The organism is Njordella aestuarii, assembly GCF_056494165.1.
Genome location: NZ_CM151397.1, coordinates 1,893,435 through 1,918,283, shown reverse-complemented (window position 1 = coordinate 1,918,283; position 24,849 = coordinate 1,893,435). Strand labels below are relative to the sequence as shown.

The window sequence follows — 24,849 nt, the reverse complement described above, 5'->3', positions numbered from 1 at the left end:
TACTGCGAAGTAAGATTCGTAGCGGCATTAGTCGTCAGCCGGTGAATCGCCGTCTTTGATTACGAACCTTGCTCGCAGCCGCGCGACTTCGTGCGCCAAGCCAGCCCCTTCAACGCTCCGCAGGACTTCGTCGAAATCTTTATAAGCCGCTGGCGCTTCGTCCTTGGGATAGAAGCGACAGTTAGTCAAGATATCGGCGTCCTCGAACGAAAGGTCGATCACCTTTTGGCTCAGCGAACGTTTGGCAGCTCGTCTGCCTAACACCCGCCCGGCCCCGTGATTCACAGTGAAGCAGCTTTCTTTGGCACCAGGCAAGGCTACCATCACCGCAGAACCAGCTTGCGGATTCCCCGGCAAAAGGATCGGATGCCCGGTCTGCGCGAATCGAGTCCCAGTCAGTTCACTATGCCCAGCCGGAAACGCTCGTGTGGCACCTTTGCGATGAACCCAAGCGTCCTCACCGTTAACGGTTTCCTTGCGGACGATATTATGCGAGATGAAATAGATCAATTCCCCTTTTGCACCCGGGATGATTTCTTGGAAGGCTTCTAGAACCATCGCGTTAATTAACAAGTGGTTGATCGTTGCAAAGTTCGCTCCCAACGACATATCATCCAAGTAATCGTTCGCTTCTTGAGTTCCGTTTTCTGCGTAGACCAACTCGCGATCACCGCCTGGTAAGGAGATCTTCTCGGCAGCAAACTTCTGCTGCAGCGTTCGAAACTGATGCATCGCCAAATTATGGCCAAACCCGCGTGACCCGCAGTGCGATAAAAACGCTACGTGATTGTGCTTCAGCCCAAAGACTTCTGCGATCGCTTTCCGAGCCGGGTCGGTAGAAACCTGTACGACTTCGCATTCACCGAAATGGTTTCCGCCACCATACGAGCCTAGCTGCTGAACTTTTGAGTTGAAGTCGCCGACGTTACCTTTTTCAAGGTGCCAATTCAGTCGCTCAACTAGCGCTTCGCTACTCTCGTGCGCACCCAAATGGTAAGCGTCTTCGCAAGCGTCGCTCCAGTTGGTCGATATACCGAGACCATCGAGCACCTTGTTGGTGGCCCCTTCGACGACCGCTTGCACTCCCAGCGACGTATCGATTTCGCGCCCTTTCTTGACGTTTCGCTGTCCTCGGCCCGCGCCCGTTGGCAACCGATCACAGATCGCATTGATGATCGCTCGGCGAACCGTGCGGTCAGCGATTTCGTCAGCAGGTATATCTGTCTGCAGCAAGCTCATAGAACACTTGATGTCGACACCAACAGGCCCGGGATACACGTGAGTGGGGGAAACCATCACGCAACCGACCGGAGCACCATAGCCGCAATGCGCGTCGGGGTTCAGAACAAGGTCCGTTACTCCAGGTGCCAAGCGCGAATTGATCGCTTGCTGGATACATTTTGCATCGAATGTTTTGCGGATTGCTTCCGTGCCAAAGACGCGGATCGGGGCCGTATCGGCACCCGTTTCGAGATACGCGGTTGTCTGCGTCTTGTCGAAAAACTTCATGTAGAAAAACTCTGGGGTTGTAGGGTCTATCTCTAAAGGTGTCAGGACTCAATTGTGCGAAGCACCCGACGGGCCGTTCCAGCAATTGAGTCCTGACACCTTTAGCGACCGACGAAGATCAGCACTAGCAAAGAGTACCGACTGTCAGTTACTCTTTACCAGCAAAAGACGGTAAGGGAATCGGTCATTATCGCCAAGGACCGTTATTTTAGTAGAATTGAAAGGGCTCTGCAGGGCCGCTAAGGTTCGCGGAGACGTTCAGATATAGGCTACTTCCGATGGAAAATCCTCGAGCAAATGGAAATCGCATCCGCGTCGGTGCCGTTTCGTACTTGAATAGCAAGCCGCTCGTCTACCAGTTGGACGCGGCGATTGCGAAGTTTGCAACGCTGAGCTACGCGGTGCCGAGCAAATTGGCCGACGATCTTACCAAGGGCAGATTGGATGTTGGACTGATCCCAGCGATTGAATATTTTAGACATCCAGAACGTGTGCTCGTATCGGACGCTTGTATCGCCTGTCGAGGTCCGGTGTGGAGCGTACAAGTTCTCTTTCGCAAAGCTCCTCACGAAGTTAGGACGCTCGCTATTGATGAAGGCTCCCGGACAAGTGTCGCGTTAACGCAGATCTTGCTAGCAGAACGTTGCGGTGTCACACCGGAAACAATGCTGCTGCCGCTGAGCGCCAACATAGCAGCGACTACGGCAGATGCGGTTTTGGTTATTGGCGATCGTGCTATGCACTTAAACTCTGTAGCTGACCAGTTCGTCGATCGTTGGGATCTCGGTCAAGCGTGGCTCGAACACACAGGCTTGCCATTTGTATTCGCCGCTTGGGTCGCGCAGCCAGAATACGATTATGCTGAACTCGCACGAGCCCTCTCCCGGCAACGGGACGCAGGGCTTTCCAATGTAGACTCAATTGCGAAACAATATGCGCCGGAGTACGGTTTGACGGAAAAGCAAGTTGTTTCATACTTAACAGAAAATTTGCGATTTAAGCTTGGCATAGATGAGCGGCAAGCGCTGAAATGTTTCCGTGAGAAAGCAATCAAGCTAGGCATCGCTCCGGTTCAATGCGAAGACAATTCAAGTAGAGAGGTTACATGCACATGACAATTCAACCAATCTTAGACAGAGTTATAGATGGCCAGCGGCTGAGCAACGCCGATGCTCTCACACTCCTGCAGTCGCACGAACTGTCGGCGATCGGACGCGCGGCTGATGCCGTTTCGCGCCGGATGCACCCCGAGCCTTATCGGACGTACAATATCGACCGTAACATCAATTACACCAATATTTGTACTGCTGTCTGTGACTTCTGTGCGTTTTATCGTAGTCCGAAGAGCGATGAAGGCTATGTGTTGACTCGAGAGGAGTTGCTGGCAAAAGTCGCCGAAGCTCGGCAGTTGGGCGCGAATCAGATCTTGCTGCAAGGTGGTTTGCATCCACACTTCAAGCTTGATTGGTACGAGGAAATGCTACGCGATATCAAGCGAGACTTTCCCGATGTCAACATCCACGGCTTTAGTCCCCCAGAGCTTCATCATTTCACGAAGGTCAACCAGCTCGACATTCGCGATGTATTGCTGCGACTGCGAGAAGCGGGTTTGGGAAGTATACCAGGCGGTGGAGCCGAGATTTTGGTAGATCGCGTTCGTAAGGAAATTACACGCGGAAAGGTCTTGAGCGACGACTGGTTAAACGTGATGCGAGTTTGGCATCAGTTGGGTGGCAAGAGTTCGGCGACAATGATGTTTGGGCATGTTGAGACTTTGGCTGAACGCGTTGAGCATCTCGACAGGATTCGCCAAATACAAGACGAAACACAAGGGTTTACGGCGTTCATTTGTTGGACATTCCAGCCTGACCACACTGAACTTTCGCATATCGAACCGACGGGCTCGTTTGAATACCTCAAGACGCAAGCGGTCGCGAGATTGTATTTGGACAACGTGCCCAATATTCAATCATCCTGGGTCACTCAAGGTCTGAAGATCGGTCAGCTAGCGCTTGGATTTGGAGCCAATGACATGGGCTCGCTGATGCTAGAAGAAAACGTCGTGGCCGAGACTGGGACCGTTCATTATCTGACTTTGGACGAAATCCGGCATGCGATTTCAGATGCTGGCTATGAACCACGTCAGCGAAATGTATTCTACGAATTGATGAGTCCAGAGTGGGAAGCGGCGGCGATTGAGGCGAACCGTGACTATGTTCCAGAAGCCCTGCGAGCGAAAGCGAAGCTACCGGTTCTTGCGGCGGCCGACTAGCGAAATCCTACGGGACGACGGGACTGAGCCGCTTTCCCGCGTTGCGACAATCTAGAAGTAAACGTATAACTGTGAGCGGCGTGAATGGGATCGGAAGAAGTCCGCTGCTGAATGGCTGCACGAGCGTAAACTACTTCACTTCAACGACTTAAGCACGACCGTACCCCTTTCTCGTCCCAACGCAAGTCGACTTCTCCCGCAGCCTTCGAAGGTCAGTAAACCGTGCCTCACGCCCACATTGGCCCAATCGCAATTCATTATCCAGAGGCGGTTGAGACGAATGAAATGCTGCAAGAACGATTTCCCGATTGGGATATTCCGTTGATTGAAGAGAAGACGGGTATTCGCTGTCGCCACATCGCAGCCGAGGGCGAGACGGCGGCAGATTTAGCCGTGAAGGCTTCCGAAAAGCTATTTCGCGATTTTTCGATCGATCCAAAGTCGATCGATTATGTGATGCTCTGCACCCAGACGCCAGATTATCCTTTGCCGACCACGGCTTGTCTGTTACAAGATCGGCTCGGCTTGCGAACGACATGTGGAGCGATCGATTTTAATCTTGGCTGTTCCGGATTCGTGTATGGTCTTTCTCTCGCCGAAGGACTGATCGGAACTGGTCAGGCAAAGCGGATTTTGCTGATCACTTCGGAAACTTACAGCAAGTATATTGACCGCGACGACCGTTCCCTGCGAACCATTTTTGGTGACGCGGCAGCTGCAACACTCATTTACGCTGGAGAAGAACGCTCGCTATCGGGCTTCAATTTCGGCACGGACGGCTCCGGTGCAGATACGCTGATTGTAGGAGACGGCGGTGCGCGAAGTTCGGCTGACGCCATCAAGCCTCGGCATCGCAAACGCTGGAAGAGTCGGCTATACATGGACGGCCCCAGCTTGATCACATTCACAGTAACGGCGATACCTGAGCTAGTTCGGCAAATGCTCCGAGACTCGTCGCTCGAGATGGAGCAGATCGATACCTTGCTGATGCACCAAGCGACTCGCAAAATGCTTGAACAACTCCAACTGGCGTTGAAGGTCGACGAAAAGAAGCTGCCCATCCGGATGGAAGACTGCGGTAATACCGTATCGTCGACGCTGCCGATCTTGATTGACGACTTGCGATCAGAAGGAACGCTACGGCCTGATAAGCTTTCGGTGTTAGTCGGATTCGGAGTCGGTTGGTCATGGGCTGGGTGTCTTTGGAAAGACACATTGGCACCTTGGAACCGCCAGTACTAGCTTTGTCTCATTCAAGAAACGTTCAACATGGATTTTCTCCAGTTAACCGGCAAGTCAATTGTCGTCTTTGGCGTCGCAAACAAGAAAAGCGTTGCCTACGCCGTCGCCAAAGTGCTTGAAGAAGCTGGCGCGGAAGTGATCTATGTGGTCAGGTCTCCGTCGCGAGCTGAAATGACAAGCAAGCTGCTTAGCGGCCGCAAAGTTTTTGTCTGCGATGTAGAAGACCAACAGCAAATCGACCAGCTGGCCGAACAAATGGCAGCGCAAGAGCTCAAGTTAGACGGCATCGTTCACTCGATCGCTTTTGCCGACTATAGTGACGGTATTAAGCCATTCCATGAGACGACGCGTAAACAATTTTTGCAGGCAGTGGACATTTCCTGCTTTTCGTTGATCGCGATTTCCAATGCGTTGCGACCGTTCCTGAATCCGGATGCATCGGTGGTCACCATCAGTATTTCGACCACGCGAATGGCGAGTGAAAGCTACGGCTTTATGGCTCCGGTGAAAGCGGCGTTGGATTCTTCGTTGGCTTTTTTAGCGAAATCTTTTTCTCGGTTTTCGCAAGTTCGTTTCAACGCTGTGGGGGCTGGATTGCTAAAGACCAGCGCCTCGGCGGGTATTCCTGGTTATGTCGATGCCTACTTGTATGCGGAGAAAGCTATCCTACGCAAAAAAGCATTAGAGACGGCCGAGGCGGCGAACGTCGTGGCATTCTTGCTGAGCTCTCGTTCTAGTGGCATAACGGCTCAGACAATTGTCGTGGATGCTGGCATGTCGACCAATTATTTTGATCAAGAGATCCTTCGCTCTGTCGCTCAGTCGTAGCTTGCTTTTCAGGGATCTGTTCGTAGTACCGCCTTCAGGCGGAGGCACGCGCAACCAAGCGCATCGTAGCTGGCTTCGCCAGAAGCCGGGGACGTGTTGGAACGTTAATCGCGGAGCGATGGCATATTCTAGCCTGGGGTGAAGCGAAACGAGCTGAAGGCGAGATTCGCGGAACCCCAGGTTTCCTGCCACAACGATTCCTGAGTCGCGGAGCGACGGCATGAGAGTCTCGACAGATCCAACCATCTGCCGTCGCTCCGCGACTCAAATGCACCTTTTGCATCCAAACCTGGGACTCACGTCCCAGGCTGTCGTATGCCATTGCTCCGCAATTCATCTGTTGGGAAGTTTTACCGTTTCGCCACGAGCACTGCTGGGCAAGCCAGCAGTGGCACCCTTTTCAGGAATCGCATCCAAACTTTTCGGAAAACACATCCGGACTTTTCAGGACTCACAACTAGATTTTTCAGAAACCGTACCTAGATTCGACCGCGTTCTTGGCGAACGCAGCTACGGGGATTATGCAAACAGGGGCGTCCGACGGCGCCTACGATTGAGGCTCGATGTCTTTGAGGGATCGGCCTAGGCGTTTGCGGTTGGATGCGGAGTTCGTCGGCTTGTTGGCCAGACGTTGTGTGCCTGCGGAATTGGCTCCGCTAGGACTGTTTTGCAACAGCGCGGCTACACTTGGGTGAAGATCGGAGCGGTCGTCTGGCGAACCGATCGTTTCGATCGCGTCGCTGACGCCCAGAAGTACCGATTGCTTGACGCCGTCGCGTACCCATTGGAAAAAATTAAAATTCTGCATCTCGCCCTCGTGGCTATATCGTGGGAAATTGTTGTTCGTAATTCACAATCGCGAATCTGTGCGTATCATCTAGGCCCTACACCAGGGTCCATGAGGCCGGGCAGATCCCGTTCGTGGACTTTAGCAACCCTCTTGTTTAAACGTCTAGCCAGATTTTTAGGAACTCGCAGCGATGGAAGCTGGAATTGTTGGACTACCCAACGTCGGAAAAAGCACACTTTTCAATGCCCTTACCGGAACTGGAACGGCTCAAGCAGCTAACTATCCATTCTGTACCATCGAACCTAATGAGGGCATCGTCAGCATTCCAGACGGTCGACTGGCGCGAATCACCGCATTGATCACTCCCAAAAAGACGATCCCAGCAATCCTCAAGCTGGTAGATATCGCCGGCATCGTCAAAGGTGCGAGCGAAGGGCAAGGGCTGGGCAACAAATTTCTCACGCATATTCGAGAAGTTGACGCAATATTACAAGTCGTCCGGTGCTTTTCCGATCCAGACGTAATCCATGTGGCTGGCCAAGTCGATCCGGTGTCGGATATGCAGACAATCGAAATGGAATTGCTGCTATCGGACATCCAAACGTTGGAAATGGCGCTGCCCAAAGCAGAAAGAGCGGCCAAATCTGGCGACAAAGAAGCAAAAGCGCGGGCGACAGCGATTCAGGAATGCTTGGCACACCTCGCTTTGGACAGACCACTTCGGTCGCTGGAATTATCGGAAGCAAGCAGCAAAGCGATCTCGAGTTTCGGACTTATCAGTGCCAAACCGATCCTTTATGTCGCCAACGTAGATGAAGACAATTTGATGGGCGAAGGCGAGATGGTAAAGGCTGTCCGAGCGCAGGCTGAGTCTGCAAATGCCGATGTGGTCGTAGTTTGCGCAAAATTGGAGTCGGAATTAGCGGAAATGGGCGAAGGCCCCGATCGCGACGAAATGCTGGCCGCCGTTGGCCTTGCCGAACCGGCGTTGGCTGTCGTAGCACGCCAGACCTACCACACGCTGGGCCTGCAAAGCTACTTTACCGCTGGCGAGAAGGAAGTGCGAGCTTGGACGGTGCCGATCGGCGCAACGGCGCCGCAGGCCGCTGGCGTGATTCATACCGATTTTGAACGTGGCTTTATTCGAGCCGAAGTTTACTCGCTGGAAGACTTGGAAACCTACAAGTCGGAGAAGGAAATCCGAGCGGCTGGAAAAATGCGGGTGGAAGGGAAAACGTACGTGATGCAAGACGGCGATATCTGCCACTTTTTGTTTAATGTCTGAGAAAAAACGTGCAACCTTCGCTTTTCAATTTATGCTAGAAGACTTCAGTTTGCGTTGCACTAGAGGCCATCGAAGCCCTGCAATCGCGCTGTTTGCAGCATGCATCGTCTTTTGGCTAACAATCCCGCTAGTAAAGCTATGAAACACACTCGTCTGCTTGGTTTGGTTATGATGTCCGTCGTTGCACTCTCGCATTCAAGTGCGATGGGGCAAGATGAACCCATTGCAGAAGCGATCGCTGAAACAGTCGCTGTTGAAGGCACCGAGGTTGAAAAAGTAGACCCAAAAGTGCGTCCCTTAACCGTATCAGTCGAATTGCTGAACGGGAATCGTATCGCTGGAACGCTGGTTGATACCACGCAAATTTCAATGAAGACGTCGTTTGGTGAAGCAGGCATTCCGCTTTCTGAAGTTGCCGGACTACGGTTGGCTTCAGGTGAAGATGTCAGTACGACTGTCGTGATGCTCAACGGCGATTCAATCACCGGCGCAACCGATATCAAGCAACTGACGGTCGATACCGATTGGGGATCCGCTAGAATCAACGGTTCTGCGATTCAGTCGTTGCTGTTCGTGCCAAACGTTCAGTGGGATTCGACCAGCAATATCAGCGGGCGTCGTTGGTCGCTGATCGACACGCCAAAGACGAACGCACCTGTCGCCGCTCCGAATCAGCCTAGCCGTCCAGGCACACCGGTTCCACAAGGCTTCGCACCGCAACAAATTCGCAACGGCGTGATTGTTCAATAGAGTTCCCAGGCTTTCTCCTCCAAGCCGACTCAGTTGACAAAATATTAGCCTTGGCTACAATTCGACGACGTGCAGCGATCGGTTCTCGACGCTGGAAATACGTTTGATTGTAGCGCGTTTGAATGCATCTCTTCTGCCGATATCGCTTGGTGACGGTCGCAACTTTGTTGTTGATTGGTTTTATCGGCATTGTATCTATCGGCTGCGAACGCGACGCCCTCTCTGCTCGACTGCATCGGACGCGGGACAAGGACGCCAAAATCGAAGTGATCGCGACCGTTGGGATGGTAGCGGATCTGGTACGCAACGTCGGCGGCGATCATGTCAACGTATCACAACTGATGGGTGCCGGAATCGATCCCCATTTGTACCAAGCCACTCGGGACGATGTAGCGATCATCATGTCAGGCGATATGGTCTTTTATTCCGGCCTCATGCTCGAGGGTCGAATGACCTATGTGCTCGACAAGCTTAGCGAGCGGTCGCCAGTCATCGCGATTACCGAAAAACTTGCCCCCGAGAGTCTTCTTTCGCCTGACGGTTTTGATGGTCACTTCGATCCGCATGTATGGATGGACGTTTCGGCATGGAGTCGGTGTGTTACGAAGATCGAGGAAGCGTTATCCGAATATGACCCTGACCATGCGGACTACTTCCGCGCACAAGCAACTGCTTATCGCGAGCGGTTGGACAAGCTACATGCGTACGGCGGCGAATCATTTAAATCGATACCGGAAGACCGTCGCGTGCTGCTGACTTCGCATGATGCGTTCAATTATTTAGGACGAGCCTATGGAGTGGAAGTTCTTGGCGTGCAAGGGCTTTCAACCGAATCGGAAGCCGGCCTACAACAGATCAACGCCTTAGTCGATTTGCTCGTATCCCGTAAAGTCAGCGCGGTATTTGTGGAAAGCAGCGTGTCGCAAAAGAACATTATGGCGCTGATCGACGGTGCTCGATCTCGTGGCCATACCGTCCGAGTGGGCGGAGAACTCTACTCGGACGCCATGGGGCCAGTTGGGACATACGAGGGAACGTATGAAGGCATGCTGGACCATAACATCACATTGATCACGCGAGCTCTTGGCGGCACCGCACCGAGCTTAGGCTTGAACGGCAAACTTAGTCCACCGCACGATGAACCTTAGCGATTGATTGGCTTCGAGAATGTCGAACTTGCACACCAGTAACACAGCAACACCGCTCTCTGTCTACGATTTGACGGTCGCTTACCATCGTAAGCCGGTCATTTGGGATGTCGAATTCGATATTCCGCCTGGGTCTTTAGTCGGAGTTGTTGGGCCTAACGGAGCAGGCAAGAGCACGTTGCTCAAGGCGGTTATGGATTTGATCCCTCGCGCGTCCGGGCGCGTGCAAGTGTTTGGTGAGAGCTATCGTGATAATCACCATCGTGTCGGTTATGTTCCGCAGCGAGAAAGTGTCGACTGGGACTTCCCGGTCGATGCGCTGGACGTGGTGACGATGGGTCTCTATCGCAAGATCGGTTGGTGCTTGCCCGTCCGCAAGAAGCACCGCGAGGCAGCGATGGAGGCACTCGATCGCGTTGGGATTGCTGAACTTGCCAAACGACAGATCAGCCAACTTTCCGGCGGCCAGCAACAACGGACCTTCCTAGCGCGTGCACTGGTTCAAGACGCAGATCTCTATCTGATGGACGAACCCTTTGCCGCAGTCGATGCAGCGACTGAAATTGCCATCGTAGATATCTTGCGACGTATGCAAGCGGATGGAAAGACAGCGTTGGTCATCCATCACGATCTGCAAACAGTGCCCGCGTACTTTGACTACGTAATACTTCTGAACATGCGAATCGTCGCACATGGTCCGACCGATCAAGTATTTACTCAGGAGAATTTACAGAAGACATACGGCGGACGGCTAACCTTGCTTGAAGAAGCAGGTGAAGCGATGAAACGTCACGAGAGGTCTCTATGACCGGATTCAATTCGCTGTGGATGCTGGCGGAAAATTCACTGACCGATCGTTCCGTCGATTGGCCCACCTGGCAAGAATGGCAGCGCGTGCTGCTGCTGCAAGACTACAATACGCGAGTCGTGGTTTTCGGCACCGCAATCTTGGGATTAGCCGCTGGGCTCGTGGGCAGTTTCACGTTACTCCGTCGACGAGCCTTGATGGGTGACGCTTTGGCGCATGCCACGTTGCCTGGAATTTGTGCGGCGTTCATGCTTGTGACGTTGCTAGGTGGCAATGGCAAGTCACTAGCATTTCTGCTGATGGGTGCTGGGGCCAGCGGGATTGCGGGTGTGGTCACCATTCTATACCTCCGAAAGTATACACGCTTAAAAGAGGATGCCTCGCTGGGGATTGTGCTGAGCGTTTTCTTCGGCGCGGGTACCGCGTTGCTCGGAATCGTCCAGCAGATGGAGACCGGACATGCAGCGGGACTAGAAGCGTTTATCTACGGGAAGACGGCTTCGATGATTGCGAGCGATGCCGAACTGATTATGTATTCAGCGATCGCATGTATCGTCGTCAGCCTTTGCCTTTTCAAGGAACTTAAGCTGCTTTGTTTTGACGACGCGTTCGCCGGAGCTCGGGGATATCCCGTTGTCATGCTCGATGTCATTTTAATGGCGATGGTCGTTGTAGTTACTATCGTGGGACTGCAGGCGGTGGGGTTGGTCCTGATCATCGCTTTGCTCGTAATTCCCGCTGCCTCGGCACGATTTTGGACCGACCAAATGAAACGCTTGGCAATCTGGTCCGCAGCTCTCGGCGCCGTCAGTTGCCTGATCGGAGCGTCACTGAGTGCAGTTTTGCCGCGGTTGCCAAGCGGCGCGATGATCGTGCTTGCTTCGGCAACGATCTTTGTCATCAGTATGTTCACAGGCACGCAGCGAGGCATCATCGCCAAACTACGACGTCGCTGGCTTCTTAACCAAAGGATGGATCAGCGTCATCTTCTGAGAGCAATGTTCGAAATCGTCGAATCAAAACGAAAGGACAGCCCTAGGCTTTCGTCGACAAACGGCACCGACTCAGTATCGATTGATGAACTGATGAATGCGCGAAGCTGGTCAAAAACCCGCTTGCAACGAGCGATCAAGCGAGACTCGCGCGAAGGCTACATCGAACGCGTCCCCTCTGAAGGATTTCGACTTACACGCAACGGAACCACCGAAGCGGCGCGTCTGGTTCGAGAACATCGGTTGTGGGAATTGTATCTGATTGCGCACGCAGATATCGCTCCCGGCCGCGTGGATCGTGACGCCGACAAGATCGAACATGTACTAGGCCCTGAGATGATCGCTGAACTGGAAGCGTTGCTCGCTGGCCAACATGGCCTGGACAGCGACGTGCCACCTGATCCTCATTCAGGGCTGAATTCAATTAGCGATAATCCAAAAGCGGGGGGAAAACGCTGATGAATTTTATATGGCTGTGGGAGCTAGATGGCTGGATTATCGTCGCCGGTATCCTTTGCTCGGTGGCAGCGTCTTTGTTAGGCACGTTCCTCGTCTTGCGTCGGATGAGCTTGCTCGGTGACGCAATCAGCCACGCGGTTCTCCCCGGTTTGGCGGCGGCTTTTTTAATTTCTGGCTCGCGAAACAGCATTGCAATGTTCATCGGCGCTGTAATCGTTGGCGTTCTGACAGCTCTCGCCACCCAGTGGATTCGCAACTACGGAAACGTCGATGAAGGCGCTTCGATGGGCGTTGTTTTTACATCGCTCTTTGCGCTTGGGCTGCTGATGATCGTTCAGGCAGCAGATCATGTCGACTTGGATCCGAGCTGCGTGTTGTATGGCGCAATCGAGTTTACGCCGCTGGATCAGTGGAATCTGTTCGGTTTCTATGTGCCGCGGGTTGTCGTGATTCTAAGTGTGGTCTGTTTGTTAAATTTGCTTTTTGTAGTCGGATTTTACAAAGAGTTGAAGTTGAGCTCGTTTGATCCGGCACTTGCGACAACTTCTGGATTTAATTCGTCAGTAATTCACTATGCCTTGATGACCATGATTGCCATCACTACAGTCGCCAGCTTTGAGAGCGTAGGTAATATTTTGGTGATTGCGATGATGATTGTTCCCGCCGCAGCAGCGTTGATCTTGAGCGAACGGCTGTGGGTGGTGCTCGTCATCAGTGTCGTTATCGCAATCGTTGCGTCCATCATGGGACATCTGTCTGCTGTAGTAGTGCCAGCTTGGTTTGGTTACCGAAGCACTCGGACAGCGAGCATGATGGCGGTTAGCGTTGGCGTAATCTTTTTATTCGTATCACTCTTCGCACCGAAAAATGGCTTGGTAATTCGCCATATTCGCAATCGAGCTCTATCCATTCGAATTCTGATGGAAGACATCGTCGCAGCAATTTATCGCGACACTGAACGGGGCGGAAAAGGACTTTCCATCCCACAGTTGCAAGAGTTTCTCATGTCGTCACGCTGGTCGCTAATGTTGGCAACTTGGAAACAGCGACGAGCTGGCAATATTGCTATTTCAGACGGCTACGTCAGTTTGACTGACAAGGGAACCTCGTTGGCCAAACAGCTCGTCCGCTCGCATCGTCTATGGGAACATTATTTGGCAGATCAAGCGAGCGTCCCGGCCGGGCGGACACATGCCAAAGCGGAACGGCTCGAACATTTCACCGATTCGAGCCTTCGAGCTCGCTTGGAAGCAGAAAGTAATTCGCCCAAAACCGATCCGCACGGGCGCGAGATCCCGGGCGACTGAGTTATGTGCGGGTGTCGCGAAATAATCGCGTTAGGAAACTGCGGCGGCTTCCGCTTTTGCTTCAGCTTCGGCTGCAGCGTTGTCGGCGGCGATTTGAGCCGGAGTGCGACGACGGCGGCGAGTCTTAAGATTCGCCCATTCCTTTGTTAGGGTCTCGAAAACTTCCGCTGATTCGTAGCGAACGATATTTTTGCCTTCAGGAATCGGTCCAATCAGTCCGCGAAAGACTGGCATTCCACGCAGATCGAGGTCGGTGCTGCTGTCTTCGATTCCAATTTGCGAGTGGGTAGCTATCAGCGGTTCAGCCGAGTGGAAGTCGCGAATTCGAAGAGTTCCATTTTCTGCGCGGGTAACAATGCGGAAAATTTCTTTTTTAGCCATACAAAAACCTCGGTTGCTAGGGAGCGACGACGAACGCGGTGGGCTTGAGATGACCTTACTTGGGAGCGGTTCTCCAGCCCGATGCAGTTTGATTCGATGCCCATCGACGGTTAAAGGCAGACGGGTGGAACAATTTGCTATCGAGTATTTTCGACGCAAATGCAGGCAAAACTTTGCAATTATCTTTGCTAGCACTACATGACACGCGACCCGCGTCGTCCTTACTACCGGACTAGTCTCCGCGAGCTGGAAAAATCGTAGGATTGTCGGCACAGCATGGCCGAACGAAACTGGTAGTGATGAAAATGGTGCTGTTTGCGGGAAAAAACGTAGCGTCAGGACTTGCGACGAGTGTTCCGGGCGAATAAAACCTTGCTCATCTCTGGAGGATAGCCGAATGGTTAGGAACCTGATTCGAAATCAGGCGCCGGGTAACCGGTTGAGGGTTCGAATCCCTTGTCCTCCGCTTGACTGCATCGTCATCTTTAGCCGCGTTTTCGCTTCTGCAAACGCGGCTTTTTTTTTCAGTTCGAGCTGCCTGGTGGCGGAAATGTGCTGACATCCGCTCCTAAGCTGTAATGTTAGCACGTGAATACTGAACGGCTAAAATCAACGAGTGAGCATGAACCCGTATGAATCAACTGATGGGTTGTCTCCGCCGCGACGCACTTGGTGGCGATTCACTTTGCTCCTTGTCCCCTTTCTCGCCGTGGCAATCGTTGCTGTCATCTCTCACCTCTGCTTCTATTTCGGATTCGATGACCTTGCGCTTATTTTGCAGATTTGCGAGTACGGGATCTGTATCGGAACAAGCTACGAAGTCGCAAAGGAACTTGCCGGCAACAACCGAATCCTTGTGAGCGTAATTACAATTTGTGAGATCCTCGCCGTCCAAACTATATACTCGCTTGTTGTTTACCTGGTCGTTCCACCAGAATCCGTTGTCGTCGCCGTTGTCAGCCGCTTGTCTGGCTAAGTTTTATTGATCCTTTGTATAACCGTGCGCAACGCCAGCAGAGACAGGTGAGGCTTCAGACCGTTGCTCACGCTGCCTCGTGATGGGAACACGTTCCTGCTTTAGATACAGAATGCTTGGCCTGCGGGGCACAAAGGGGACGGGGGTAAATTGAAAGTGGTTGCTACAAGCACTATTATCGCGAAATGAACCTCTGTCTGAAGACGAACTCAAGGCAATCCGGACAAGCGTTATCGAAGTCGATTATTAGCCGACAAAGAATGGTCTGAAGAGCTGGCAGAAACGCACGGGGTTTGGTGTATACTGCATCCTATCGGCCGTCCACGCAAGAAAAACGCGACACCACTTGAAAATCACCCCCGTCCCCTTTTCCTTGTCCTGGCATGTACTGGCATTGCTGCTGCCACGCGATGGCAAAGTTCGCCAACGCCGTTGCTCGTCCATGTTGCTGCTAGCCAATTGTATTCCGAGGCGATCTCGGTAACTTCTGCCAGTGGTTTAAATCAATCACGTTTTTACATTCCTTCCTGCGCAATATTGATGGTGTCGCATTCCCCACAGCTAAACATAAAACCTTTCCGAGCCGCTTTGCCAGCCTGCATGAGATCCGCTTGGGGTGCCGGTGGGGTGTTGAACGCCCATCGTTCGAAGGAAGTTCTACCAACCAGGAATCATCCTAACTAAGCATACGTTTCTCAACACAAGCCTAAGCTAATGTCCGATTATGAAAACGTGTTCCCCCACGAAATATTCTTTTTCATTTATCATTGCCATCACTGGACTTTACAATTCATTGCATAGGGCAAGTATGTCGGCAGCGACAGCTATGACCGTTTTTGCAGTGTGGACTGCATCCGTGACTGCCCAAGGGGATCCAGCTCCCCGAGTCTATTCGATTGAAATATCAAGTGAACCAAACGCTCTTCCCGTCTTCACTGATCTGCTGCAGTCATACGCACAGGCAAAAGACGTAAAATCAAAAGGGAATGCGGCTGCATTCATTGCGGCTACCATAGACCTAAACGGTGCAATTGAACTAAGCAATCAGACTGAGCACCCAGCGCTTGCCTTGGTGTTTCACTGGCGGATGATGGTGCAACAGAATGTCATTACGTTCGACCGGGATAAACACTCGTTCACAATAAATCCTGATGCGATCGAGGCAATTGCCGAGCCATTTCTTGTCAACGTCGAAAAACGTACGCACTCGGATATCCCTCGCCTCTGGAGAGATTTACTCAGCCATTCACAAATTATTTCCAATAGTAGCGTCACTGCTGAGCGGTGGTACTTTAAGTCAATCGGAGGCGAGCTCGAAGATTCGGACTTCTATATTGATAAAACCCAGAAAACGATCGCATCAAACAAGGGAATGGAAGTGCACAGGTTCGGCTTTAATAACGATCGAACCATAGAAGTCCGCGATGACCGTATTTCTGCGTTAATTGATTCTGCTCCTTATTTGCTAAGATTGGTCGAAACAGAGGGTAACACGATTCTAGCAGTACCTTCAAACAAATCTGATGATTGTCACGCAACGATTATTCGGCTGTCTAGTGACGGTCAGCTAGACTGGCAAACGGATCTATTACTGTGGGATCCAGATTCGGGTCATGGGGTTCTAAACTACTGCGATGTTGTCCTCAGCCACGACAAACAGGATGTATTGGTATACTGGGCAGTATCTAAAGGATTGGGTGTTGATTGCATTGATCTTGTCTCTGGCCGCTTGAAGTGGACTTTTCAGACGGCGCTCCCGCCGATTACGCGTCCAACTCCGGGCGAAGGCTGATTCCACCTCTGGGACAACTAGAGAGTTACGAGAGCAGGAAAGTAGGACAGGCAATGCGAACTGACGGCGATTTGATTTCTGGTAGCTTTGACGACTGTTCAGGTTGTTGCGGCTTGTTCTGGAGAGATGATCGATGACGATTGCGCGGTCGAAGTTGGTGGATGTATCGCTTTCGCTTTGGTATCACTGTATTTCTCGCTGTGTGCGAAGAGCGTTTCTGCTAGACGAAAGCGATGCCTCATGCGGGTTTGATCTTAAAGCTTGGATCGAGCTTCGACTCAACGTCCGACGTCCCGATCAAGAACTCCTGTTACCACAGTTTTAACTGGTCATTATTTTGCTCAATCAACAAATCAAAGATCTACGGGCGCTCAAAGAAAAAAAGCACCGACTCCTGCAACGCAGATACATTGCCGAAGGAGAAAAGATCGTCGCAGAGATCGTTGACCTAATGCCGAGGGAATTGCAACAAGTCATCTGCTCGGTGACTCAATTTCAAAACTTGCCCGACCATTACATCGAAACGCTTGGCAGCAAACTAGTTCAGTGCGAGCAGCGGACGCTCGATGCAATCAGCGCTCTCAAGACGCCTTCGCCGATCCTGGCCGTGTTGGAAATGCCCGCCGAACCGCCACAACCAGTTATTCAGGCTGGTCTTAATCTTTTCCTTGACGGTATTCGCGACCCTGGCAACTTGGGAACAATCTTGAGAATCGCGGATTGGTTTGGCGTCAGCTCGGTATTTCTCTCCGATGATTGTGTTGATGTTTTCAACCCAAAGACGATTCAGGCAAGCATGGGCGCTTTCTTACGTGTTCAGTGGCAACGAGCAGAACTGAAGGACTTGGCTCGAACCGCTCCGAACGTCGCGTGTGTTGGGACCCGTGTCGAAGGTAGTGACGATGCACTCGATTTTGTATGGCCTGAAACTTCGCTGCTGGTCATCGGCAGCGAAAGCCACGGAATTCGACCGTCGACCGCAGCCCAAATCGATCAATGGGTAACGATTCCAAACGGTAAAGAAAACTGTGGAACGGAATCGCTGAACGCGGCTGTGGCGACTGGAATTCTGTGCGCGGCGTACCTGCGTTCCAAGCGATCCTAGCTTTTACGCCAGAATGCAAAAAGCGATCGTGCTTCGTGAGAAACGCAATCGCTCTTCTGAGTTCAAATCGCTTGCGACTTGCAATTAGTCGTGCGAATAGGTCGCTTCCAGTTGGATCGACGGCATCGATTCCAAGTCAGTCTTGACTAGGATCTTGCCATCAACGCGAGCATCCGGTTTCTTCGGAGTTAGCGTTAGTGGCAGCGTATGTAGCTCTTTCGATTCGTCCGATGGGCTAGACTCAATCTCGAATTCATCGCTCTCGACGTTCATGATCTTGAAAGGCTGTTTGCCTTTGAGCACGAAAACTTGCTGGAACGATTCTTGGTCCGGCGTGCGAACCATAGCAATCGACTTGGGCGAAACCGAAATACCCGCTTCGATATTTCCACCGATCAGCAGATTGACCGTCTTGAGATTGCGGTCGTTGGTCTGAATGATCAGCTCGGACATCATTGGCCCGACCGGTGCATTAGCAAGCAGTTCGATTTGCAGCGTATAGGCCACGCGTCCACCAGCTCGCTTGGTTTCTTCAGCTTTTGCTTTTATGTAGCTGTCGGTGGTTTGCAAGCCAACAATCGCCCAGTCACTTCGACCTGCGTAGTCAACGGCAACGGTGATCGTCTTATTCTCGCCCTCGGACAAGTTGCCAAAGTTCGCTTCGCCTGGACTCAACACAACGTCGCTGCGGATATAGCCTTTGACGTGCAGTTGAACTTCGGTATAAGCTGGCTTGTCAAACGAAACTGTCAACGTGGCCGACTTCGCTCCCTTGAACGATCCTGTATTGAATCGAGCAAGGATTGAACCGGTCTGGCCCGGCAAAATAGTTTCGGTTTCCACGATTGGTGTCGTGCATCCACAGCTAGCTCGGACGCCGCGGATATGGATTGGTTGGTCAAACGGGTTCGTCAGCTCAAACCGAAATTCAGTTTTTGCTGCCGCCGCCACGGTACCGAAATCGTGGCTGGTGGTTTTGAAAATTGCCGCACTTGGAACTGCCGCCGAGCAAACCGAAGCGGAAGCGACAATCGCTACAATTGCTGCTGCGTGATGAAATAATCTCATTGTTGTTACCTACGGACGTCGACTGGAAGTCACGACCCTGGATGAATGACGAATTGAATCGTACTGCCGAGCAGAACGATTCGCGTTTGGTGAGTCGGCTGTTGGCAAAACAACAACTCGATTACCGCTGATTTCGCCTGAGGACCGTGACGCGTGCATTAGACACACGCTGTCCGAAGTATCAATCCTCAATTACCAGGCGTGATAAAATACTGCGCGATTTTTTCGCACATTTAAACCTGGTGCAAAACCATTTGGAAAAACTAGTCTGTCTTAGCCAATAGCTACATTTTACGCGACCAGACCAAAGGTCGGCAAATCACTTTTGCTGCCATTACAAACTACCCTTCAGGAGCAAAGTGTACTCCGACGCAACTTGGTAGATGCTCGCAACCAGTTGCCGCAGGTCAATGACAAAGAGGGGGGAGTTTCAAAATCGCGTCAGCTCCGGAACAGCTCTTTCCAGTCATCATGCAAAACCGCTTGCACTTCTGGACGCGGGAAGCCCAACTCCTTGTCGACCAGATTCAGCAACGGCTCGCCATCCAAGTAAGCTCGCAGATTCCGACAAGCCAACCGCGTCGAATCGTCCACCCGACTTGCTGCCTGAGCGCCGACGTGAGGGGTGATGATGACGTTTGGCAGCGTCCACAGGGGCGACGCTTCCGGTAAAGGCTCGATGGCGGTGACGTCGACGCCCGCCCCCGCCAAGTGCCCGTCCTGGAGTGAAGCGATCAAGTGTTCTTCGTTTACGACGCCGCCACGCGCGACGTTTATCAGGTAACTTCCTGCAGGCATCGCAGCGAAAACATCACGATCGATCAGCTTTGCCGTGCCAGAGTTCAGCGGCAAAGTAAGGATTAGGATGTCAGATTGCTCGGCTAAATCGATCAAACGCTCTGGCCCCCACAATGCTTCGACCCCCTCAGGTTTCGAGGTCGGGTAAAAATCTACGGCCTTGATGCTAACGTCAAAAGGCTGCAAAATCGGAATCATGCAGCGACCATTGCCGCCCAAGCCGACTATTCCGATCCGCTTGCCATGCAGATCGTCGGTCGGCCGTCGGATGAATTCTCGAGTCTGCGTCTGCCGAAAAAAGATCGGCAAACCGCGAAGCAACCCCAGCAGCAACGCCATCATTTGCTCGGCGACCTGGCGGGCGAATAGTCCCGATGCGCTGCAGACGGTAATGTCCGATGCGACGACCGACGGCACCAAACAGTGGTCAAGCCCCGCGGCGGATGACTGAATGAATCGCAACCGACCAGCAGCGACGGCTCCGTCCCAATCAACTGGTACTTTGGCGTGTCCTACGAAAATATCAGCGTCGAAAAATCGCTCGCCAATGCCTTCTTGGCCCGCATTAATTATTTCCGCTTCTGGGACACTTGTGCGAATCCATTCCAAGTGGCGATCTAGAACAGGATAACAGAGGACGATTTGTGGCTTCATGTGAGTCGGACAGCAACGGGATTAAGAATCAAGTTAACTTGATAGTTTGCCGTCGGAACCCGTTTGAAGCTAGCGGGTGACGGTGAATGTCGAGAAGGACTTTAGAATTGCATACTCGTCTGGGAACGTATGGAACGCCTGAACGGTAAGCTGCTTGGCGCGTTGATCGACGTGAATAAAGCTGATCGCTCCCATCGCCACGCGACCGCTAGCATTGAAAACTTGAAGCAGTTCATGCTCGGCACTGCTTTGTCCAAACTGCTGCTGAATTTGCCAGAAGAGCTCCCGCGAGGCATGCTCTACCGAGGATTCGGTCTCATAACGAATGAGGTTCTTGCCATCTGTTTGGAAATGATTGCTTTCGCGAATCCGCTGGCTGGTAATCCGACGCTTTACCGGCATATCTTGATTCTGCGACGCGATGACCTCGCACATTGTCATCTGACCGCTGGCAAAGGTCACGATGTGGCCGTCGCTGGTTATATCGATCCGAACGCGATACGCATTCCGCTTGATATGTTGTGTCCTATAGATCTGAAATAATTCGGGATGAACCGAACGTGAGAGAACGACAAGAGAATGTTCTGCCACATTTGGACGAATCGACAGCACTATTGCAGATCCTTACGTAAATCACGACCACGTCAGGCGATGTTTTTGCAAAGCAATAACCGCGTAACGTGGGATGAATGAGTTGATTCGATAAGCAAATTTTACAGTCTGCACCGCTTCGTGGCCGACGTGGCAACCAAGTGAGTTGAGGACCGGGACGCGATTATAACCATGCTTTGTCGGTCTAACCAATATCAACCGCGTAACTAGTCCCATGATTTATCTATTTTGAAAAAATTGGCAATCGCCCCAGCAAACTATATTGACATTCGCCGAGCGGTTTTATCCAAGCTTGCAACGCAATCGCGAAACCGACCTGACACACGGATGCCCCGGAGCGATGATCGATCGCAGTTGTTTGTAGTGTTTCCTTCGTAGCTGGCTTCGCCTAGAAGCCGGTGGCGTTTCAGAAAGCTCACCTAACTTCATCCGCGTTCTAGGCGAACGCAGCTACGAAAGATTAGCCGCAACGCGACAGCGTGCGGGCGCGGTACATCGCCAGTTGGAATCCCAACGTCTGAACCAACCGAGAAGAGCCCGCAGGCTGCGCCAAGCGGCTGTTTGAAATCAACATGTTGGAAAGCTTTGCCGTTACGCCACGAGCACTGCTGGACAAAGCCAGCAGTGGCACCCGTTTTCAGAAAGTCAGCATCGTCCAAGCGCATCGTAGCTGGCTTCGCCTAGAAGCCGGGGGCGTATTAGAAATCGCACCCAGATGCAACCGCGTTAGGCGAACGCAGCTACGAAAGATTAGCCGCAACGCGATAGCGTGCGGGCGCGGTACATCGCCAGTTGGAATCCCAACGTCTGAACCAACCGAGATGGATCCCGCAGGCTGCGCCAAGCGGCTGATTGAAATCAACATGTTGGAAAGCTGTATCGTTACGCCACGAGCACTGCTGGACAAAGCCAGCAGTGGCACCCGTTTTCAGAAAGTCAGCATCGTCCAAGCGCATCGTAGCTGGCTTCGCCTAGAAGCCGGTTGCGTTTCAGAAAGCTCACCCAACTTCAACCGCGTTCTAGGCGAACGCAGCTACGGAAGAATGGCTACGGAAGAATGGCTACGGTAGTTGGCTTCAAAATGACGCCATCAAAACGCATTACATCCGGCACAAACCTTATATCAGTAAGGGGCTACGGGACGCGTTCAAGCATTTACTTTGCGTCGTGTAAGGTTTACGCAAAGATTATCGATGCCTGCTGTCGAAAGCTCTAAAAGCGATCCTTGGACCTTGATTCATCGCAAGGCGCTACTTTAAGACCTTCGCCCCGTTTCTCTCGCCGAAATAGCGACGGCCGTCTGGCAGTTGCTTGTTTTCAGTAGCTCGCCAACTAGCATTCAGCCTAAGTGCAACGCAAAATAGTCAGGACAAACTGACTCGCATCGTCGTAGGGTATTCATGGATAAATTCAATATTGCAATGGTCAGCAGCGAAATCGCGCCACTTGCAAAGACTGGTGGCTTGGCAGATGTGCTAGCCGCGTTACCGATGCAACTGGTTGAGCGGGGACATCAATGTGCCGTTTTCCTGCCAGCATACAAAGCTGCTTTGGCGACGGCCGATAAGGTCGAAGACCTGCAAATCGGATTTCCCGTCAACTTGGGCGACCATCAAATCGCGGCCCGCGTTTTAAAGACAACTCTCAACGACGGTAAGCTTCCTGTCTATTTAATTGACCAGCCACACTTCTTTGCGCGAGACCACTTATATGGCGATCGCAACGGTGACTACCAGGACAACTGCGCGCGGTTTACGTTCTTCAACCGTGCGGTTTTGGAAGCAATTCGTCGACTGCGACTGCCGATTGACGTTCTTCATTGCCACGATTGGCAGGCTGGCCTGATCCCAGCTTACCTAAAAACAAATGTCGAGCGACTTGAGAGCAGCCCGTTGCTAGTGTCGATTATGACGATCCATAACCTGGCTTATCAAGGCCGGTATTGGTCGGCGGACTTTTCGATGACTGGTTTGCCTTGGGAGATCTTCAACGCCAATGGCATCGAGTTTTACAACGACCTTTGTTTTTTGAAATCAGGCCTGGTTTTTGCTGATGAAATTACAACTGTCAGCAAACATTACGCAAAAGAAATTCAGAGTCCCGAGTTTGGTTGCGGCTTGGAGGGAGTGCTACAACAGAGGACAGATCGGCTGCACGGAATCGTGAACGGCGTAGACTATGCGATGTGGAATCCATCAACCGATCAACACATCGCAATGAACTTTGATTTAAGCAACTGGAAAGAGGGCAAGGCTGTTTGCAAAGCGGCCCTGCAGCGAGAATTCCATTTACCGGAATCTCCGTCACAACCACTTGTTGGACTCGTCGGACGACTAGCGACTCAGAAGGGTTGGGATATCACCATTCCAGTGATTGAACGGTGGTTAAACACGAGCAACACTCAGTGGGTGATCCTTGGCAGCGGAGATGTTCGATTTCAAGAACGGCTTGCAGACCTTCAAATTCGATACCCGCAAAAGCTTGCGATTCGAATGGAGTTCTCCGAGGCGCTTGCACACCGCATCGAGGCCGGTAGCGACATGTTCCTCATGCCAAGCCAGTACGAACCGTGCGGTTTGAATCAGTTATATTCATTGCGTTACGGAACCGTGCCGGTTGTGCATGCAGTAGGGGGTTTGGTAGATACGGTTCGCCCGTTCCAATGGGAAAGTTGGCCAGATGCGGCTACTGGTTTCGCTTTCCAAGCGTACAATGCAGATGCTTTAGACGGTTGCTTGAACTTTGCGGTGCGAGTGTACCAAGAATCGCCTGAAGTCTGGGCTCAACTTGTTGAAAACGGAATGGCACAGGACTGGTCCTGGGACAAAAGTGCAGAGGATTATGAGAGAGTGTATCAATCGGCTTTGAATCGTCGGCGGTTTCAAGCATAACATGTGATAGAAAGTAAAAACCAATGAGCGAGACGCGCTACGATTGGTTAGCGGACCGATGGGTAATATTCGCCCCGCGACGCAATAAGCGTCCCGACGAATATGCTGGCTCGTTCGCTGTTGAACCGACCAATTCTGACAACTGTCCATTCTGCGCGGGCAGGGAATCGCTTACACCAGCACCAGTTCTATCACTTCCACCTCGTGGTCGCAGTAAAAAATCGTGGCTAGTCCGCGTTGTCCCGAATAAATACCCCGCGTTGCAGCGTCTTCGCAATGTCCAAGGTTTACCGCTCGCACTAAATGCGATCACTGTTGACGACGAATCCCAGCCCGATCCGTCGGGCACCGACGGCAGCGCTGAGGACTGTATCTTGTTCTGCCGCAAGCAGATCAGCGGTGCTCACGAAGTGATCATTGAAACGCCCGAACATAAAGAGTCCCTCGCGCAGCTCAACGATTCGCACACAAATCTGGTCTTCGACGCGTTTCGGCAGCGTTTGAATTACTGGCGAGCGCACAATGCTCTCCATTACGCGGTGATCTTCAAGAACGTAGGGTACGACGCCGGAGCATCGCTGGTACACACGCACAGCCAGTTGATTGCCGCTAACTTCGTTCCACCAGATGTCCTTCGAAGCTGCCAACGTATGCAGCAGTATCGCGAGACTTACAATCGAGGCTACTTCCGTGACATGATCGATCATGAAATGGAAGCCGGTGATCGCGTTATTACAACGACCAAGAATTTTATTGTACTGTCACCGTTTGCTTCCCATCTCCCTTACACCATTCTGATCCTTCCTCGAGTGGCAGCGGCTCGCTTTGAAGAGATCAACGACAAGATGCTTAGCGAGTTCGGCCTGCTAACGCGGCAAGTATTGCGATCGCTGGAAACGATACTGCCGGGAGCTGCTTACAATTTTGTATTGCATACCAGCCCGTTTCATGACTACTGGGACAATGTATTCCACTGGCGGATGGAACTGTTCCCTCGCCTGACGCGGGTCGCAGGCTTTGAATGGGGATCAGACTGCTTTATCAACCCGATCTTGCCAGAGGACGCGGCAAAGCGTCTGCGACAAGAAATCGAACGACATTCGGTCGCCGTCTAAGCAGCCGTAGGCTTTGCGAATCTATCGATTGGCACCGCGCCCGTCGACTCGTTTTGCTGTTCTCGCC

General features: G+C 52.1%; 23 protein-coding genes and 1 tRNA gene. 18 read left to right on the top strand and 6 right to left on the bottom strand.

The window, feature by feature from the left end; all coding sequences use genetic code 11:
- Positions 1-27 precede the first annotated feature (27 nt).
- On the bottom strand, positions 28-1,509 hold the full coding sequence (locus tag SH451x_RS07290; RefSeq protein ID WP_479361785.1) for an RtcB family protein: 1,482 nt from the start codon (positions 1,507-1,509) through the stop codon (positions 28-30).
- A 278-nt stretch (positions 1,510-1,787) separates the two neighbouring features.
- On the opposite strand from SH451x_RS07290, the gene SH451x_RS07285 reads away from it, so the two are divergent.
- From SH451x_RS07285 to SH451x_RS07270, 4 genes are all read left to right on the top strand, one after another.
- A complete protein-coding gene (locus SH451x_RS07285; RefSeq protein WP_479361784.1) occupies positions 1,788-2,624 on the top strand; it encodes a menaquinone biosynthetic enzyme MqnA/MqnD family protein in 837 nt (278 codons plus the stop codon).
- On the top strand, positions 2,621-3,781 hold the full coding sequence (gene mqnC / locus SH451x_RS07280; RefSeq protein WP_479361783.1) for a cyclic dehypoxanthinyl futalosine synthase: 1,161 nt from the start codon (positions 2,621-2,623) through the stop codon (positions 3,779-3,781). The genes SH451x_RS07285 and mqnC overlap by 4 nt, the downstream gene beginning before the upstream one ends.
- A gap of 222 nt (positions 3,782-4,003) precedes the next feature.
- The gene (locus tag SH451x_RS07275; RefSeq protein ID WP_479361782.1) at positions 4,004-5,023 is read left to right on the top strand and encodes a 3-oxoacyl-ACP synthase III family protein; all 1,020 of its coding nucleotides are present in this window, start codon (positions 4,004-4,006) and stop codon (positions 5,021-5,023) included.
- A gap of 27 nt (positions 5,024-5,050) precedes the next feature.
- Positions 5,051-5,851 (top strand): enoyl-ACP reductase FabI, encoded by an 801-nt coding sequence (locus tag SH451x_RS07270; protein ID WP_479361781.1) that lies wholly within the window; start codon positions 5,051-5,053, stop codon positions 5,849-5,851.
- A 547-nt stretch (positions 5,852-6,398) separates the two neighbouring features.
- Here the strand turns inward: SH451x_RS07270 and SH451x_RS07265 are convergent.
- On the bottom strand, positions 6,399-6,659 hold the full coding sequence (locus SH451x_RS07265; RefSeq protein ID WP_479361780.1) for a hypothetical protein: 261 nt from the start codon (positions 6,657-6,659) through the stop codon (positions 6,399-6,401).
- A 172-nt stretch (positions 6,660-6,831) separates the two neighbouring features.
- On the opposite strand from SH451x_RS07265, the gene ychF reads away from it, so the two are divergent.
- The 6 genes from ychF (at position 6,832) to SH451x_RS07235 (ending at position 13,390) form a co-directional block, all read left to right on the top strand.
- Positions 6,832-7,926: a redox-regulated ATPase YchF gene (ychF, locus tag SH451x_RS07260; protein ID WP_479361779.1), complete on the top strand. Its 1,095-nt coding sequence runs from the start codon at positions 6,832-6,834 to the stop codon at positions 7,924-7,926.
- 138 nt (positions 7,927-8,064) lie between these two features.
- Positions 8,065-8,676 (top strand): hypothetical protein, encoded by a 612-nt coding sequence (locus SH451x_RS07255; protein WP_479361778.1) that lies wholly within the window; start codon positions 8,065-8,067, stop codon positions 8,674-8,676.
- 122 nt (positions 8,677-8,798) lie between these two features.
- A complete protein-coding gene (locus SH451x_RS07250; RefSeq protein WP_479361777.1) occupies positions 8,799-9,824 on the top strand; it encodes a metal ABC transporter solute-binding protein, Zn/Mn family in 1,026 nt (341 codons plus the stop codon).
- Between the two features lie 19 nt (positions 9,825-9,843).
- Positions 9,844-10,632: a metal ABC transporter ATP-binding protein gene (locus SH451x_RS07245; protein ID WP_479361776.1), complete on the top strand. Its 789-nt coding sequence runs from the start codon at positions 9,844-9,846 to the stop codon at positions 10,630-10,632.
- Positions 10,629-12,083, top strand: coding sequence for a metal ABC transporter permease (locus SH451x_RS07240; RefSeq protein WP_479361775.1), 1,455 nt, complete (start codon positions 10,629-10,631; stop codon positions 12,081-12,083). Before SH451x_RS07245 ends, SH451x_RS07240 begins: the two co-directional genes overlap by 4 nt.
- On the top strand, positions 12,083-13,390 hold the full coding sequence (locus SH451x_RS07235) for a metal ABC transporter permease (RefSeq protein WP_479361774.1): 1,308 nt from the start codon (positions 12,083-12,085) through the stop codon (positions 13,388-13,390). The genes SH451x_RS07240 and SH451x_RS07235 overlap by 1 nt, the downstream gene beginning before the upstream one ends.
- A 30-nt stretch (positions 13,391-13,420) precedes the next feature.
- On the opposite strand, the gene SH451x_RS07230 is transcribed toward SH451x_RS07235, so the two are convergent.
- Positions 13,421-13,771: a hypothetical protein gene (locus SH451x_RS07230; protein ID WP_479361773.1), complete on the bottom strand. Its 351-nt coding sequence runs from the start codon at positions 13,769-13,771 to the stop codon at positions 13,421-13,423.
- Between the two features lie 384 nt (positions 13,772-14,155).
- Between SH451x_RS07230 and SH451x_RS07225 the strand changes: the two genes are divergently transcribed.
- The 5 genes from SH451x_RS07225 (at position 14,156) to SH451x_RS07205 (ending at position 17,644) form a co-directional block, all read left to right on the top strand.
- Positions 14,156-14,237, top strand: a tRNA-Ser gene (locus tag SH451x_RS07225).
- 156 nt (positions 14,238-14,393) lie between these two features.
- Positions 14,394-14,747 (top strand): hypothetical protein, encoded by a 354-nt coding sequence (locus SH451x_RS07220; protein WP_479361772.1) that lies wholly within the window; start codon positions 14,394-14,396, stop codon positions 14,745-14,747.
- Between the two features lie 724 nt (positions 14,748-15,471).
- The gene (locus SH451x_RS07215) at positions 15,472-16,539 is read left to right on the top strand and encodes a hypothetical protein (protein WP_479361771.1); all 1,068 of its coding nucleotides are present in this window, start codon (positions 15,472-15,474) and stop codon (positions 16,537-16,539) included.
- 133 nt (positions 16,540-16,672) lie between these two features.
- The gene (locus SH451x_RS07210; protein WP_479361770.1) at positions 16,673-16,864 is read left to right on the top strand and encodes a hypothetical protein; all 192 of its coding nucleotides are present in this window, start codon (positions 16,673-16,675) and stop codon (positions 16,862-16,864) included.
- A gap of 12 nt (positions 16,865-16,876) precedes the next feature.
- Positions 16,877-17,644: a TrmH family RNA methyltransferase gene (locus tag SH451x_RS07205; RefSeq protein WP_479361769.1), complete on the top strand. Its 768-nt coding sequence runs from the start codon at positions 16,877-16,879 to the stop codon at positions 17,642-17,644.
- An 84-nt stretch (positions 17,645-17,728) separates the two neighbouring features.
- Here SH451x_RS07205 and SH451x_RS07200 read toward each other — a convergent pair whose 3' ends face one another.
- The 3 genes from SH451x_RS07200 to SH451x_RS07190 all read right to left on the bottom strand — a co-directional run bounded on the left by SH451x_RS07200 (position 17,729) and on the right by SH451x_RS07190 (position 20,776).
- On the bottom strand, positions 17,729-18,712 hold the full coding sequence (locus SH451x_RS07200) for a DUF1573 domain-containing protein (protein WP_479361768.1): 984 nt from the start codon (positions 18,710-18,712) through the stop codon (positions 17,729-17,731).
- Positions 18,713-19,153: 441 nt separating this feature from the next.
- Positions 19,154-20,164: a D-2-hydroxyacid dehydrogenase gene (locus SH451x_RS07195; RefSeq protein WP_479361767.1), complete on the bottom strand. Its 1,011-nt coding sequence runs from the start codon at positions 20,162-20,164 to the stop codon at positions 19,154-19,156.
- Between the two features lie 69 nt (positions 20,165-20,233).
- Positions 20,234-20,776, bottom strand: coding sequence for a DUF2617 family protein (locus SH451x_RS07190; RefSeq protein WP_479361766.1), 543 nt, complete (start codon positions 20,774-20,776; stop codon positions 20,234-20,236).
- Between the two features lie 572 nt (positions 20,777-21,348).
- Between SH451x_RS07190 and SH451x_RS07185 the strand changes: the two genes are divergently transcribed.
- From SH451x_RS07185 to SH451x_RS07175, 3 genes are all read left to right on the top strand, one after another.
- Positions 21,349-21,846 carry a hypothetical protein gene (locus SH451x_RS07185; protein ID WP_479361765.1) on the top strand — a complete coding sequence of 166 codons (498 nt, stop codon included), beginning with the start codon at positions 21,349-21,351 and terminating at the stop codon, positions 21,844-21,846.
- 330 nt (positions 21,847-22,176) lie between these two features.
- Entirely contained in the window at positions 22,177-23,667 is a 1,491-nt protein-coding gene (gene glgA, locus SH451x_RS07180) for a glycogen synthase GlgA (RefSeq protein ID WP_479361764.1), read from the top strand.
- A gap of 23 nt (positions 23,668-23,690) precedes the next feature.
- A complete protein-coding gene (locus tag SH451x_RS07175) occupies positions 23,691-24,782 on the top strand; it encodes a galactose-1-phosphate uridylyltransferase (RefSeq protein WP_479361763.1) in 1,092 nt (363 codons plus the stop codon).
- Positions 24,783-24,849 lie beyond the last annotated feature (67 nt).

Excerpts from the sequence above, each read along its gene's own strand:
- SH451x_RS07290 (WP_479361785.1), bottom strand. The coding sequence starts at position 1,509 with ATGAAGTTTTTCGACAAGACGCAGACAACCGCGTATCTCGAAACGGGT.
- SH451x_RS07285 (WP_479361784.1), top strand. The coding sequence starts at position 1,788 with ATGGAAAATCCTCGAGCAAATGGAAATCGCATCCGCGTCGGTGCCGTT.
- mqnC (WP_479361783.1), top strand. The coding sequence starts at position 2,621 with ATGACAATTCAACCAATCTTAGACAGAGTTATAGATGGCCAGCGGCTG.
- SH451x_RS07270 (WP_479361781.1), top strand. The coding sequence starts at position 5,051 with ATGGATTTTCTCCAGTTAACCGGCAAGTCAATTGTCGTCTTTGGCGTC.
- SH451x_RS07265 (WP_479361780.1), bottom strand. The coding sequence starts at position 6,659 with ATGCAGAATTTTAATTTTTTCCAATGGGTACGCGACGGCGTCAAGCAA.
- ychF (WP_479361779.1), top strand. The coding sequence starts at position 6,832 with ATGGAAGCTGGAATTGTTGGACTACCCAACGTCGGAAAAAGCACACTT.
- SH451x_RS07255 (WP_479361778.1), top strand. The coding sequence starts at position 8,065 with ATGAAACACACTCGTCTGCTTGGTTTGGTTATGATGTCCGTCGTTGCA.
- SH451x_RS07250 (WP_479361777.1), top strand. The coding sequence starts at position 8,799 with ATGCATCTCTTCTGCCGATATCGCTTGGTGACGGTCGCAACTTTGTTG.
- SH451x_RS07245 (WP_479361776.1), top strand. The coding sequence starts at position 9,844 with ATGTCGAACTTGCACACCAGTAACACAGCAACACCGCTCTCTGTCTAC.
- SH451x_RS07240 (WP_479361775.1), top strand. The coding sequence starts at position 10,629 with ATGACCGGATTCAATTCGCTGTGGATGCTGGCGGAAAATTCACTGACC.
- SH451x_RS07235 (WP_479361774.1), top strand. The coding sequence starts at position 12,083 with ATGAATTTTATATGGCTGTGGGAGCTAGATGGCTGGATTATCGTCGCC.
- SH451x_RS07230 (WP_479361773.1), bottom strand. The coding sequence starts at position 13,771 with ATGGCTAAAAAAGAAATTTTCCGCATTGTTACCCGCGCAGAAAATGGA.
- SH451x_RS07220 (WP_479361772.1), top strand. The coding sequence starts at position 14,394 with ATGAACCCGTATGAATCAACTGATGGGTTGTCTCCGCCGCGACGCACT.
- SH451x_RS07215 (WP_479361771.1), top strand. The coding sequence starts at position 15,472 with ATGAAAACGTGTTCCCCCACGAAATATTCTTTTTCATTTATCATTGCC.
- SH451x_RS07210 (WP_479361770.1), top strand. The coding sequence starts at position 16,673 with ATGACGATTGCGCGGTCGAAGTTGGTGGATGTATCGCTTTCGCTTTGG.
- SH451x_RS07200 (WP_479361768.1), bottom strand. The coding sequence starts at position 18,712 with ATGAGATTATTTCATCACGCAGCAGCAATTGTAGCGATTGTCGCTTCC.
- SH451x_RS07195 (WP_479361767.1), bottom strand. The coding sequence starts at position 20,164 with ATGAAGCCACAAATCGTCCTCTGTTATCCTGTTCTAGATCGCCACTTG.
- SH451x_RS07185 (WP_479361765.1), top strand. The coding sequence starts at position 21,349 with ATGTTGGAAAGCTTTGCCGTTACGCCACGAGCACTGCTGGACAAAGCC.
- glgA (WP_479361764.1), top strand. The coding sequence starts at position 22,177 with ATGGATAAATTCAATATTGCAATGGTCAGCAGCGAAATCGCGCCACTT.
- SH451x_RS07175 (WP_479361763.1), top strand. The coding sequence starts at position 23,691 with ATGAGCGAGACGCGCTACGATTGGTTAGCGGACCGATGGGTAATATTC.